The 13,564-nt window shown below is 41.1% G+C and carries 12 protein-coding genes; 5 read left to right on the top strand and 7 right to left on the bottom strand.

Annotated features, from left to right (window positions below; genetic code table 11):
• Window positions 1-48: 48 nt before the first annotated feature.
• Window positions 49-486 (top strand): hypothetical protein, encoded by a 438-nt coding sequence (locus L1D46_RS00710; RefSeq protein WP_178927331.1) that lies wholly within the window; start codon window positions 49-51, stop codon window positions 484-486.
• Here L1D46_RS00710 and L1D46_RS00705 read toward each other — a convergent pair whose 3' ends face one another.
• Window positions 487-1,185, bottom strand: a complete 699-nt coding sequence (locus L1D46_RS00705) for a methyltransferase (RefSeq protein ID WP_239976546.1) — start codon at window positions 1,183-1,185, stop codon at window positions 487-489.
• A gap of 76 nt (window positions 1,186-1,261) precedes the next feature.
• On the opposite strand from L1D46_RS00705, the gene srmB reads away from it, so the two are divergent.
• Window positions 1,262-2,494, top strand: a complete 1,233-nt coding sequence (srmB, locus tag L1D46_RS00700; RefSeq protein ID WP_130050785.1) for an ATP-dependent RNA helicase SrmB — start codon at window positions 1,262-1,264, stop codon at window positions 2,492-2,494.
• A 215-nt stretch (window positions 2,495-2,709) separates the two neighbouring features.
• Window positions 2,710-3,048 (top strand): BON domain-containing protein, encoded by a 339-nt coding sequence (locus L1D46_RS00695; protein ID WP_130050784.1) that lies wholly within the window; start codon window positions 2,710-2,712, stop codon window positions 3,046-3,048.
• Window positions 3,049-3,073: 25 nt separating this feature from the next.
• Here L1D46_RS00695 and L1D46_RS00690 read toward each other — a convergent pair whose 3' ends face one another.
• Window positions 3,074-4,006, bottom strand: a complete 933-nt coding sequence (locus L1D46_RS00690; protein WP_130050783.1) for a hypothetical protein — start codon at window positions 4,004-4,006, stop codon at window positions 3,074-3,076.
• 50 nt (window positions 4,007-4,056) lie between these two features.
• Window positions 4,057-5,442, bottom strand: coding sequence for a DNA repair protein RadA (gene radA, locus L1D46_RS00685; protein WP_239976544.1), 1,386 nt, complete (start codon window positions 5,440-5,442; stop codon window positions 4,057-4,059).
• A 351-nt stretch (window positions 5,443-5,793) separates the two neighbouring features.
• On the opposite strand from radA, the gene L1D46_RS00680 reads away from it, so the two are divergent.
• A complete protein-coding gene (locus L1D46_RS00680; RefSeq protein ID WP_178927333.1) occupies window positions 5,794-8,274 on the top strand; it encodes a PilZ domain-containing protein in 2,481 nt (826 codons plus the stop codon).
• Here L1D46_RS00680 and serB read toward each other — a convergent pair.
• The gene (serB, locus tag L1D46_RS00675; protein ID WP_239976543.1) at window positions 8,257-9,276 is read right to left on the bottom strand and encodes a phosphoserine phosphatase SerB; all 1,020 of its coding nucleotides are present in this window, start codon (window positions 9,274-9,276) and stop codon (window positions 8,257-8,259) included. The genes L1D46_RS00680 and serB overlap by 18 nt on opposite strands.
• Before the next feature lie 125 nt (window positions 9,277-9,401).
• Between serB and L1D46_RS00670 the strand changes: the two genes are divergently transcribed.
• Complete coding sequence (locus tag L1D46_RS00670) at window positions 9,402-10,022, top strand: AhpA/YtjB family protein (RefSeq protein WP_239976542.1); 621 nt, start codon at window positions 9,402-9,404, stop codon at window positions 10,020-10,022.
• Here L1D46_RS00670 and L1D46_RS00665 read toward each other — a convergent pair.
• The 3 genes from L1D46_RS00665 to argS form a co-directional block, all read right to left on the bottom strand.
• Window positions 9,989-10,762, bottom strand: coding sequence for a TatD family hydrolase (locus L1D46_RS00665; RefSeq protein WP_167658773.1), 774 nt, complete (start codon window positions 10,760-10,762; stop codon window positions 9,989-9,991). The two genes, L1D46_RS00670 and L1D46_RS00665, sit on opposite strands and share 34 nt — an antisense overlap.
• Entirely contained in the window at window positions 10,763-11,401 is a 639-nt protein-coding gene (pdxH, locus tag L1D46_RS00660; RefSeq protein WP_130050777.1) for a pyridoxamine 5'-phosphate oxidase, read from the bottom strand. It lies immediately after the preceding gene.
• A 372-nt stretch (window positions 11,402-11,773) separates the two neighbouring features.
• On the bottom strand, window positions 11,774-13,516 hold the full coding sequence (gene argS, locus L1D46_RS00655; RefSeq protein WP_130050776.1) for an arginine--tRNA ligase: 1,743 nt from the start codon (window positions 13,514-13,516) through the stop codon (window positions 11,774-11,776).
• Window positions 13,517-13,564: the final 48 nt, after the last annotated feature.

The following is a 13,564-nucleotide window of genomic DNA, read 5'->3' as shown; positions in this document are numbered from 1 at the left end:
ACCATTTTGCTATTTTCAGAAATAGACAACACATTGCGAGGGAACACAATGAGTCAATTTACATTACTTACCGGTGATATTGTCAGTTATGACAGTAATCAGGTTACCAAAATTAACGCAGCAGGAGATATAATAATAAATCGCTTTGCTGAGCCATTGTTTATCCCTGAAAGCGCTAAAGCCGCTCTTGAACTGGGTCGGCTTGACGATAACTTATTCAATTTAAATAAGTTAATGCGCTCAGGCTATGCCGATCCCTGCCCAACTACCCGCGTTCTTATCGAAACCACAAAACCTTTACCTGAAATTAAAGGCCTGTTGATCAAACGCCGCTTTAATATTATTGATTTTTGCAGCGCTGAAATAGAAAAATCACACAGTAAGTCGGTGTTAGATGCCTTATTAAAGCTTGAGTATGTTCAGCAAATTCAACTTGATGAGGTTATGCAATTACAGCCACCTTCCATGCAAAAACCACAGGTATAATTACATTTTTAGGTAATAAGCTTTACATAGCTCTTTGTAATCTTGGCTGTAGCTACCATCAGCTGCGTGTATCGTTAACGACGTTGTTTCACATTCACACTTGCTTTGGCTGAATAACAAAAGGCTACGACTTGGTTGTTTTTTCTCGGTAGTGCGTACCAAGCAATGACGTGTTAAGTACCAGTCTGCTTGCTCTGCCACAGTAATAAATTGTTGCGCTTCGACGCAAGGCAAAATTACATTCAATACAGTTTTGCCGTGGCTAAGCCGAGTACAAGCCGCAATTAAATCACTAAAGCTAAGACCATCTGTGTGGCGAGCAGTATTGCGAGCATCGTTATCACCTTTTAAGCTCGCATTAAAATACGGCGGGTTGCTAATGATTGCATCAAAAGGCTTTACTGCACTGAACGACTGCACCGCACCTTGAAAAAGACTAATATCAGGCCAAGGGCTATTGGCGAAATTTTCTCGAGCATCACTGCAAGCACCAGAATCAATTTCGATGGCACTGATATTTGCTTCAGGTGATCTTTGCTTTGCCATCAAAGCCAGTAGTCCTGTGCCAGTGCCTATATCTAAGATGCGTTCAGCCCTTTTCAGATTAGCCCACGCACCTAATAAAATACCGTCGGTTGAGACTTTCATCGCAGTGCGTGTTTGCGTTACTGTAAATTGTTTAAACACAAAGCCTGACATTTTTTCACCTTTTCATTCACCACAGCCGCGTTAACGCGTATAATTAGGCTTAATTGTCCTCTATTTATGTCACTCTATGCAATTTTCTGAATTTGATATTGATAACAAGCTGTTAAATGCCATTAATAAAATGGGTTTTGATACGCCAACCAGTATTCAACAACAAGCGATCCCTGAAGCACTTCAAGGTCGTGATATTTTGGCATCTGCCCCTACTGGTACGGGTAAAACAGCCGCGTTTTTGATCCCTGCAATTCAATACTTGCTCGATTTCCCGCGTCGTGAACCTGGTTTTGCACGTGTCTTGATCATGACACCAACCCGTGAGCTTGCGTATCAAATTCATGAGCAATGTGAATTACTTGCAGCACAAACTCATCTTAAAATTGGCGTTGTGACTGGAGGTATAAACTACGGGACCCACAAAGAAATTTTCGAAAGCAATAACGACATTCTAATTGCGACGCCGGGACGCTTAATGGAGTATCTCGAGACAGAGAACTTTCATGCCGAAAACGTTGAAGTGCTGATCCTTGATGAAGCAGACCGCATGTTAGACATGGGCTTTCGTAAAGAAATGCTTCGCATTTGTGATGAGGCGCGAAACCGCCGCCAATGTTTCTTATTTTCAGCCACCCTTGAAGGTGACAGCGTTGAGTTATTTGCAGAGCGTATCTTAAATGATCCTGCACTACTTGAAGCTGAATCATCACGAAAAGAGAAAGGCAAAATTCACCAGTGGGTTCACCTTGCAGATGACTACAACCACAAGCTGAAAATGCTAGTTGAAACGTTAAATGGTGATGACATTCAGAAAGCTATTGTGTTTGTTAAAACTCGTGAGCGCCTAGAAACACTGATTGGTGAATTAAACAACGAAGGTATTCGTGTTGCTTGGTTACGCGGTGAAATGCCGCAAGACAAACGAATGAAGACAATGGAGAACTTCCACTCTGGGCGAAATAATATATTAGTTGCAACGGATGTTGCCGCACGTGGTATTGATGTTGCTGATATCAGTCACGTTATCAACTTTGATATGCCACGCACCGCAGATGTATATGTTCACCGTATTGGTCGTACCGCTCGCGCTGGCAAAAAAGGCATCGCGATTTCATTTGTTGAAGCCCATGACGTAGCAATTGTTGGTAAAGTTGAACGTTATATCGAACAAAAACTCAAACGCCGAGTTATCAAAGGGCTCGAGCCACAGCATAAAGAAGCTAAGCTCCCATCCAAAAAGAAGAAAGATCCAGAAAAAATGAAGGCAAAGAAAAAAGCCAAGTCTAAAACTAAGAAGAAAAAATAGTTTTACTGACACTGTTATAAAAATGCCGAGTTTGTCTCGGCATTTTTATGCCCTACCTTTTTTACTTATTAAGTGTGTAATTAGTTCACACTTTCTTACCCTCACATACTCAACACAAAAATAAAAACATAAAAATCAATGAGTTAAATTTTGGAATAATAATTGTAACAGGTTCAGCAATAGTTCACAGCAGACTAGATTAACGAGGGAATTGTATGAGCCGCTTCAAATTAACCATAGCACTTACTTTATTAAGTTGTTTGTTTTTACTTGCTTGCGCAACTACTGTAAGCGCCAATACCAGCGTACTAACAACCAGCACATCGGCACAACCACGTCTACAGCAAATGGCATTGCAAAAATTAACGAGCAATCCAAATTTTCAAATTGAAAACCTACAAGTAATTGTTGATGGTGATACTGTTGAACTAAAAGGCATTACAGAAACAGGGTTTCAGCGAGCTTTGGCACAAAAGTTTTTAGAGCACAGCCAAGGTGTGATGCAGATAAAAAACAACCTTAAAGTGAGCAAGCTTAATCACTCATCACTTTAAGGCTAAGTTTACAAGTGGTGTGAGATTATTCGCCGCTTGCTTGTAAGTTAATAAATTTAGCAAGCTCTTCTGGTTGACCCATCAGCATTTGAATTTGCTGATTAATCTCCATCATGGTTTTACCTTCAGGTAATTTAGCAGACACAGAAAAAGACGATAAACCACTCACAAAATTGCTAATCGCTGTTGCAAGTTCTTCACTCACAGGCACTTGTTGTAACTGCATGGTAACGACTTGCTTAAATTGCTCATGAGTCATTCCTTGTGCAGTTAAAAAGCTTTCAAATACCGCTTTAAGCTCACCTTCGTCAGCAATCGACATATTTATGCTACGCGGTTCTAACTGAGTTAATGCTGCCATCATTTTCGATTGCTGTTGTAACTGCTGCTCTAATGTTAATTGACCGTCAGCTGCTTCATTTTGCATCTGGCTAACAGCCAAAGATGCTTCCATCAGTGCTGTGGTTTTAGCCAAGCCTAGATTAAAATTAACATCAGCCACCTCATTCGCAGTGACTTTAAGTGCAAAATCACTATCGCCTGAATCTTTATTGTAATCAAGAGATGAGTCAACGTTATAACTTGTTGATGCTAGCTTGTTATTTGAATTTTCAGGAAGCTGTGCCAAAAACTCATCGCTAAAACGAAAGTTTTTCATCACAAAACCTGTGTGCGGCGGTACAGCATCAACTTCGTAACCCGACACATCAATACTATCAATTGTCGCAACTTGCTCATTACTCAGGCTGTTCGAAACAGTGATTTCTGTTAACTGCATACTACTATCAAAAATACTGGCTGAGATATCGCTGTATTTAATATCTACACCGCTTTGTGTTGATAATGCACTGATTTGCTTATCAACCACCTTTTTCACTTCCTGTGTAGCTGCGTAATTTGCGTAAGCTACGCCACCGACAGCCGCAGCAACAACCGCTGCAATAATTAACTTCTTCATTATATTTCCTTTAATTGGTGTAAATTTTTTATCAGTGTATCAAATTGTATTTAGTTTATTAACGACAGTAATTCATGCACTGTTTTCACTGGCGTGATCTTAGCTCCAAGTCCTTCCATTGATTTATGGTAATTGCGATGCGGAATAAAAATTTCAGTAAAGCCGTGTTGGGCAGCTTCTTTAACTCTGGGTACTCCGCTGTCTATTGGTCTAACATCGCCATTAAGACTTAGCTCGCCCATAATACAAGTTGTGCGAGGCACAATAAACTCGTTCAAACTGCTTAATAACGCTGTTACTAATGCTAAATCGATACAGGTTTCTGATTCATCGATTTTTAAACCACCAACAATGTTAAAAAAGGTGTCATGAAAGATTTTTGTTTTTGTATGTTTGCGTAAAATTCCCGTAAGCATCTTGATACGGTTCATGTTTAAACCAACACACACCCGCTGCGGAAACTCAGCTTCTGTTTCTGTAGTTAAGCACTGGATTTCGAGAAGTAAATTACGGTTACCTTTACGAATACAAGTAATAGCAGATCCCGGAGACTCGGTACTAGAACCAGATAAAAAGATTTCACTCGGGTTATCAACACTCAGCATTCCGCGCTCACACATTCTGAAAATACCCACAGTGTCGATATCACCAAAACGGTTTTTATTAGCTCGTAGCGTTCTGATTTGCCCATCGTTAGTATCGATATGTAATAAAGCATCGACGATATGTACTAACGTTTGCGGCCCGGCAATTTCATTATTTTTGTTTACATGGGCAATGATGAACATAGTTACATCATTTTGCTTACAGTATTGCGTTAATGCTTGGGCTGCACTTTTTACCTGTGAAGGTGAACCAGGACTACCATTTGCCGTTTCTGTTACTACAGCCTGAATTGAGTCTATCACCGCAAACTTAATTTTATTTTTATCAAGCTCTTCAATAATAGCTTCGACGCTGGTTTCAGAAAGCAAATACAACTCTTCTTCGTTGTAATCTAAACGTAGGCGATTCACACGGTTTTTAAACTGCGATAAAGACTCTTCGGCTGTACAGTACAAAGACGGCATGAGCTTTGACATACGTGCAACCAAGTCTGACAACAAGGTGGTTTTACCTGCACCTGGGTCACCAGAAATAATATTGACTGAACCTGTGGTTACGCCACCACTTAATACTCTATCTAGCTCACCAATTTCAGTGAGACGTTTTTCAGCCTCAGCTGTGGCTACTTCATTTATTTTCTTTGAACCACCGCTTACGACACCGGCATAACCTGCCACAGCGGCGCGGCTTGCTGCTTGTTTTGATTGCCCTGCTGAGGGTTTAAACTCTGCGAGCGTATTCCACGCTCCACACTTACACTGTCCTTGCCAGCGCTGATAGTTCATGCCGCACTCAGTGCAGACAAATTCGATTTTTGCTGATTTTGCCATTCGGCCTTACCTATTTTGGTAGCTGATTTGTGACTATTTCTGTATTTTCAAGCATATAATAGCTAAAGTAAAACATACGACTCAGGCGATTTAATTAGAGCCAATTTATAGTCACAAATGATAACATGCTGTAACCTGCCCCTAAAAAGTACTTAATTTAGCTAAGCACTTAATTAAGAAATAGTTAAGGGCACAGTTTTTGCTTACAAATAAAACTTTACAGTGCTTGCCATTTAATTGGCGAATACATATAACAATAACTAATAAAATAAAGAAGTAGTCACACTGTTTTGGCTTTAAATAGCCCGCTAGTATACCTACTTTTTTAGATAGACGGTGATGGTTTTATAAATGGCTGAAGACATTCTGCTTAAATATGAAAGCCTAGTTGATGAACTAAAGGCACATTTAGGCACTCCCCAGTTCGATAAACTGTTTAAATCAAAGACAGCTAGCTTAACAAAGCCAGAGCAGTTTTTGATCAAAATGGAAATGTCGCGCTTATCTCAGCCTGTAGCTCGCTTTATTGATTTACGTGGTCAAGTAACCGGCCAAGTGAAACCTTACGAATATGACGGCAAGCAACACTTTATGGACGATACCGCCATTGAAGTGTTTGAAGATGCCATAAAACGCCACGGTGGTTACACGCTTGCCGTTTACGAAGCGGTGATGAACACTGAAAATAATCACCGAGTAATGCAAAAAAAGGCTGCAGAACAAGCTTTAACCGACGATAGCACAGCTGCAGAGCAGCCAGCCAAGGTCATTAAATTTGCATCTTACGAGAGTCGCCGCGAAGAGCGGATGAACTATTCAATTAAAATCACCGTTGAGCTTGATAAAGACCGCAAAGTTGCTGCATCAACCTCAGATATTTCTTTAAGCGGTGCCAAAATTAAGCTGGGGCCTCGTTACTCAGTTAAAAAAGGTCAATTAATTGGTTTACGCCTGGTTGGCCTAGAGCAAGACTTCGAACTGGGCCTAAAAAACGGTATTCAATACGAAGTGGTTGCGGTAGAAAAGGTCTCTCGTGAATACAATCATGTACGCTTAAAACGCACCTTTATTGAGAATAATGAAAAATTTGATGAGTTTTTAGAAAGCTTTATCCACGGCAACAAACGCCGCTATAAAGTTAATTTAGACAATACGCTAGATGCTGTTGTCTCAAAAGGCTACGAGCAATACTATATTCCACGCGTTACCTCGTTTTATGCTTTTTTAAGCTTACAAGGCGACAAACTTTACCCTAGCCTTGCATTAACCACTGAGAATAATATTTTTATTCAGCGCTATTTTTGTGATGAACGTAAGTTGTCATGTTTATACAGTATTATTAATCAGCAGCGTTTGGGTCACTTACTTAGCTCACCTGATGCAGTAAAAGAAGAATACCTTTATACTTTCACGCATACGGCTGCGGGCAAAATTTATTATTATTCCGCTACAAAAACTGAGCTTGAAAGCCAACCACACCTAAGAGATTTATTCCTCGGGTTTGGCAGCCAAAAAGACAGCTGGCAGTGCTTTAAGCTACAGTTGATGCCAAGCCATCCGGAAGACTCTTACATTCCATTGTCACTGCCAAGCAGTGCTGGCAAAAATATCGAAAAACTAAATAAACCACCTACACCACGAGTGCAGGGGTTGATCAAAGATGTTAAATATCTACTAATTTTAACTTCGGTTGGTACAAAGTTTGAACAACGAACATATCAACAACTTGATTACAGTAAAGATGCAGTAAACCAGCTCAAGCTTTTCGGTCACAGTAAGCACAAAACGCCCCCTCATTTAGAGCCTGTGGCGCTCGAATATGTAAACCTTAGAGCTCATAAACGCTACTTATACAAAACAGCTGTCAGCATTGAACACCATGAGCAAACTATTACAGGGCATACCCGAGACTTATCAGTGATGGGATTGCAAATTGAATGCGACCAACCAGTTGAGTTCAAAAAAGGCGATATCATTAAGTTAAACTTGCCTGATTTGCAAAAAATTACCAAAAAGCATGATTTGACGAATCTTGCCTATGAAGTGATGGCTGTGAGTAAATCACTGACAACAGTAAACTTAAAAGTCCATCGGATTGGTGACCTACCACATATGGCAATTAAGTTTTTCACTGTTTTAATCGATAACAACAAAGACAAATTACGTGTCTGCGAAGAAACGCCTAAGATTCCGGGGTTATCGACCGCACTCAGAAACATGGTGACCAAAAGTGTATGCCAATTTCCGTTTTATTTACATAAAGAAGCAGCTCACTTTAAAGCTGGCGCAATTGGTCAAGGTTTATATCCAAGCCCACTACATGTGTTACTGCAAAACTTTGCGTTATTAAATGAGACGACCAGCATCGATGGTTTCTTATCGACGGATCAAATTACAGAGGTGATCACCCCGTTAATAAAAGATCGTAGTCGCCAAGATCCGCCATTACCATTTACTTTATTTTTACGCTTTGATCCGCGCCAAGCCGAAATTAGCGATGCAATTACTAGTCGCTGTATCAGTGAAGATGACTACAAACCACAAACTTTATTTGTGAAAAAAGCGCTGAAAAACGATTTAGTGTTTGTGTTTCGTTTATATGTTTCACGTACTGGTCGACCTGATATTGATTACTTAGCGAATGAGCTTAAATATATTAGTCAGTACGCATTGCACAAAGCAAAAGATTTAGAAGAAGCGCTGTGGGCAGTAGCCGGTGTAGGTGATTTAATTGATATAACCGAAGAAGCGCTTACCCATTTTGATATTGACCAAAAGCTGATCACGGAAATGAGTAAACGCAAAGCGACTTGGTTAAAGCGAGTAATCTAACGGTAGAGAGAGTAAGTAAGCAACTTGCAGTAATGAGCCTTCATTAATTGCAGTTTGTGCTTGCTCAACTACTTTAGGTTTACCATGCACAGCAACGCCAAGCCCTGCCGCAGCCATCATTTTCAAATCGTTAGCACCATCACCCATGGCAACTGTTTGACGATTATTTAAAACAAGCTGTTTCTCGATTTGTTTAAGTACACGAGCCTTTTCTTCAGCATCAACAATAGTGCCAATGACTTTACCCGTTAAGCGATTATCTTTGAATTCAAGAGTATTGGCATGCACCTCATCTAAACCAAGCAGTGACTGCACTTGCTCTGCAAAAGGCACAAAGCCACCTGATGCGATTGCTAAATGCCAGTTATGCGCTTTTAGGTATTGGCATAATTCACTCACGCCCGGCATAAGCGGTAAACGCGCTTTTAAGCCGTCAATTAAATCTACATCGATGCCCTCAAGCTTCGCGACACGCTGCTTTAAGCTTTGTGCAAAGTCGAGCTGCCCGGCCATAGCTTGCGCGGTTACAGCGGCAACTTCGTCATACACATCGGCAAGGCGCGCAATTTCGTCGATACACTCAATAGTAATGGCTGTTGAGTCCATATCCATTAGTAATAAGCCTGGCTCATTCACTGTCGGTGGATTAGTTAGTTGCACCAGTTGAATACCTAACTGTTTGGCAAACTCAACTAATACGAGTGGGCTCAGTAAAATTGTAGCATCGCTATGAAAGCTCCATGCCACAGGTATATTTGTAATTGGTTGATAACAACAAAGCGATAAATTACTTAACCCATGTGACGCTAAAAAATCACTAATAGTAACCAGTTTCTCTGCATTAAGCTCATTACCAAAGGCAACACTAAACACGCCTTGGTTTGCTTTTGGCGTAAAGTCTGTTGTAATAAGGTGTTTGTTTTCAATTTTATACCAACAATTTAGACTGATTTGTTCTGCTAAATTTGCTGAAGGTGTAGCAGCTAAGCTAAGCTGTGACATAGTGGCTCCACATTAGACTTATGTCTGTCCTTGGTCGTGCATTTGGCACTCGCACACAAGGGGCTGTTAAAGTTATCATGTTGTACCATCAAAATTAAAAGCTGTCAGTAACGTATACGGTGACTATGAAAAATAACCAACTTAAAATTCCCTTTTCAGCCACTTATCGCCAGCGCTTTGTGCGCTTGAGTTTGGCTACAGCCTGCTTTGTGCTGTTAAGTTGGGTTGCCATGAATAGTAGCTTCCAAAGTCACCAATTACTTTACGATAGTGCTGATAGCACAGCAATAAGCTTAACCAAGTTTATGGCACTAAATGCAAAGACCCCACTGCAAGAGAAAAACAAACCAGAGTTAAATGAACTATGTAATCATATTGCTGAAGATGAGTATGTGTTAGCTGCAACTATTTACGATCAACAAGGAATTCAACTTGCTGCCAGCGATAATTGGCAAAGTCATCACACATTTGGTTTATTACCAGACTCAACACCTGGTATCAGTAAACTCAAAACGCCATTTGTTGAGCCGGTGATAAGTGATGATGAAAGACCTATTGGTTTTGTATCAATTACCTATTTAACACAGGCTTCCATTGCGACCAGCCACAGTAGTTTTCATGATTTAGGTCGCCAAGTGTTATTAATGTTAGTTATCACCTGTATTTTTACTTGGCAGCTAGGTCGCGGGTTAAAACTCTGGCAAATCAACCGTTACATCAAAAAAAGCGCAGAGCAAGAATCGTAAAGTTCAGCAGCAAGTTGCTGCTGTGCATCACCTGTCACGCCTTTGAGCTCACATAAATGAGCGAATACGTTGCGCACTTTAAGTGGCGTATTAACCTGCCCCTGAAAGCCTGCCAGCGGCATTGACGGCGAGTCGGTTTCTAACACTAAATGCTGTGGCTCAATTGAGCTTATAACTTTACGAGTTTTAGCAGCACGCGGGTAACTGATAACGCCCCCCACTCCGAGCTTAAAATTTTGTTTTATATAACTTTGAGCTTGTTGTTCAGAGCCTGAAAAGGCATGGATAACACCACCATACTTTGGTTTACAGCGTTTAAATGAGCGAGTAATCAAATCATGGCTTTGTCTGTGATGCACAATCAGTGGTAAAGCGAGTTGGTTGGCAAGCTCTATCTGCCCTTCAAAAAGCCATGTTTGTTTATCGAGGTTGTCGATACTACGATCAAGCCCGCACTCGCCGATGGCAATAAATTTTCCTAAATGGGCTTTTGCTAACTGCTCTAACTCAGCAAGGTGATGAGCTTGGTGATCAGATAAAAAATAAGGGTGTAGACCTAAAGCAACTGAGATACTAGGCTCTGATTTAGCAAAAGAAAAAAGTGCTGTAGATTGTGCCAAGCTCACACCCGGCACAATAAAATGTTCGATCCCTACTTGCTTGCACTCTTTGATGAGCTCTGAACGAGTCTCATCAAACTCACTAAAATCAAGATGGCAGTGAGAATCGATGAAGTGCATTTACGGATTTAAACGACCAAACAGCCAACTGCCATCGGCATGGCGTTGATACATAAACCGGTCATGTAAGCGGTGTGCACCACCTTGCCAAAACTCAATTTTAGTAGGCTCAACGCAATAGCCCCCCCAAAAATCAGGCAATGGAATTTCACCATCAGAAAACTTTTGCTTCATTTTCGCAAATGTTTCCATTAATACCTTACGTGATGACACTGGACGGCTTTGCTGAGATGCCCAAGCTGCTAATTGGCTTTCTTTTGGACGCGATAAAAAGTACTTAGCCACAGCGGTTGTTGGTAATGGTTTTGCCTCACCATACACAATGACTTGTCGCTCCATATGATGCCAAGGAAAGTGCAAGGAAATTTTGTTATTACCTTTAAGTTCTTGCGCCTTGCGCGAGCCAGTATTAGTAAAAAACACAAAGCCATTTTCATCAAGATGCTTTAACAGCACGATACGCTGTGAAGGCTGGCCATGTTCATCAACCGTAGCAACCACCATCGCCGTAGGATCAGGTAAGTTAGTTGCAACAGCTTGTTCTAGCCATTTTTCAAACTGCTTAATTGGAGACGCATCAAGCATGTCTTCAGATAAACCATCCTGTAAATATTCACGGCGAATATCTTCAAGTTTCATAAAATTCCCTCTATCGCTACTATCAGCTATCAGCTATCAGCTATCAGCTAAAGATTAATCAAGATTATTGAGCTATCAATTTTGTTGGGTTTCGCTGCGCTCTACCCAACCTACAAAGCTATGAGTTCTTAAACGTTCTGCAAGTGTAGGAGTGCTTTCAAAGCGAACTACACCAAGCAGAGTTCACCTAAGTAGTTTAGCCTAAGACAAGGCGGAAAACCGACTTATTCCTATGAGTTCTTAAACTTTCTGCAAGTGAAGGAGTGCTAGCAAGGCAATGAGTTTATTTATGCCAAGGAGCATACGTGTTTTGTATGTGACTTAGGCTAAATAAACTCATTAACGCAGCTAAAGCGAACTACACGAAGCAGATTACATTTGCTCCATTACTTCGATACCTAAAAGATCCAACCCTGATTTCAGGGTCTTCGCAACCAAATTACATAACACTAAACGGCTATCACGTACATTTGGCTCTACGCCTTCTTTTAGGACTGGGCACGCCTCATAGAACGTCATGTATAGGCTTGCTAGTTCATATAGGTATCCACATAATACGTGCGGTGTTGCTTCGCTGATCATTAGATCAAGTACTTCTTCTAATTGTAGAAGTTTAAGTGCGAGTGCTTTTTCTTGTGGCTCGTTGATTGCAACGTCTGCTGTTAATGACGCAGCATCAATACCTGATTTACGGAAGATACTGCGAACGCGGGTGTATGCGTATTGAAGATAAGGCGCTGTAGCACCTTCAAAGCTCAGCATACTATCCCAGTTGAAGATATAGTCGCTAGTGCGGTGTTTAGAAAGATCCGCATATTTCACTGCGCCAATACCGACTTTACGGGCTATTTCGCTACGCTCTTCGTCGCTTAAGTCTGACTCACGCTCAGCAAGTTTAGCTGCAGCACGAGTGATTGACTCTTCTAGCAAGTCTGCAAGTTTAACTGTACCGCCAGTACGAGTTTTGAATGGCTTACCGTCGGCCCCCATCATGGTACCAAATGGGCAGAATTCATAACTTGTTTCATCACGTAATAAACCAGCTTTACGTGCTGTTAGCTCAACTTGATTGAAGTGCAAGCTTTGACGCGCATCAACGAAGATTAGGATACGATCCGCACCCAGTTTGTTTGAACGGTAATCACAGGCTGCTAGGTCAGTTGTGGCATATAAGAAACCACCACCTGATTTCTGTACGATAAATACTGAAGGCTCACCGTCTTTATTAGCAAGCTCATCTAAGAACACCACTTGTGCACCATTAGATTCAACCGCAATTTCTTTGCCTTTTAATAGCGCAATAATGTTTGCAAGTTCACTGTTATAAGCACTTTCAGCCATGATGTCATCGGATGTAAGCGTTACGTTTAGACGCTTATAAACTTCTTCAGAATGCTTCACAGAAGTCGCAATGAATAGCTTCCATAGTTTTTCACAGTGTGCGTCGCCACCTTGTAATTTAACAACGTAATCACGCGCTTTATCAGCAAAACCTTCTTCATCATCAAAGCGTTTTTTCGCATCACGATAGAAGGTCTCTAAATCAGCTAGTGCAACTTTGTCTAGATCAACACCTTGGTTGATTTGATCTTCTAAGTGCGCGATTAGCATACCAAACTGAGTACCCCAGTCACCCATGTGGTTTTGACGGATAACTTCATCGCCACGGAACTCAAGGGCACGAACAACCGCATCACCAATGATAGTCGAACGTAAATGACCTACATGCATTTCTTTAGCAAGGTTAGGTGATGAGTAATCAACAACCACTTTTTGCGCCGTTGCATGCGGTGCAACAGCCAGCTTTTCATCTTCATTTGCCGCTTTTAAGCTAGCTGATAAAAACGCAGGCTTTAAGTGAATATTGATAAAACCAGGGCCTGCAATTTCAGTTTTTTCTGCGATATCAGCAAGATCTAGGTTATCGATAATTTTTTGTGCTAGCTCACGCGGGTTCGATTTTAGTTTTTTTGCAGCCCCCATCGCGCCATTGATTTGGTAATCACCAAATTGCGGGCGTGTGCTTTGCGTTACCGCTGGGTTTGTGTCTTCTGGTAACCCTGCTGCAACCATCGCAGCAATTGCTTTTTCGATTAAAAGAGTACGAATATTCATTGTAATTTTTACCTTTATGGCCCGTAGTACGGGCCCTTAAATTTGAAG

Source organism: Pseudoalteromonas sp. Isolate3 (assembly GCF_022398505.1).
In the GTDB taxonomy this organism is placed as follows: Bacteria; Pseudomonadota; Gammaproteobacteria; order Enterobacterales; family Alteromonadaceae; genus Pseudoalteromonas; species Pseudoalteromonas apostichopi.
This window is presented reverse-complemented; position numbering and strand designations above follow the sequence as displayed.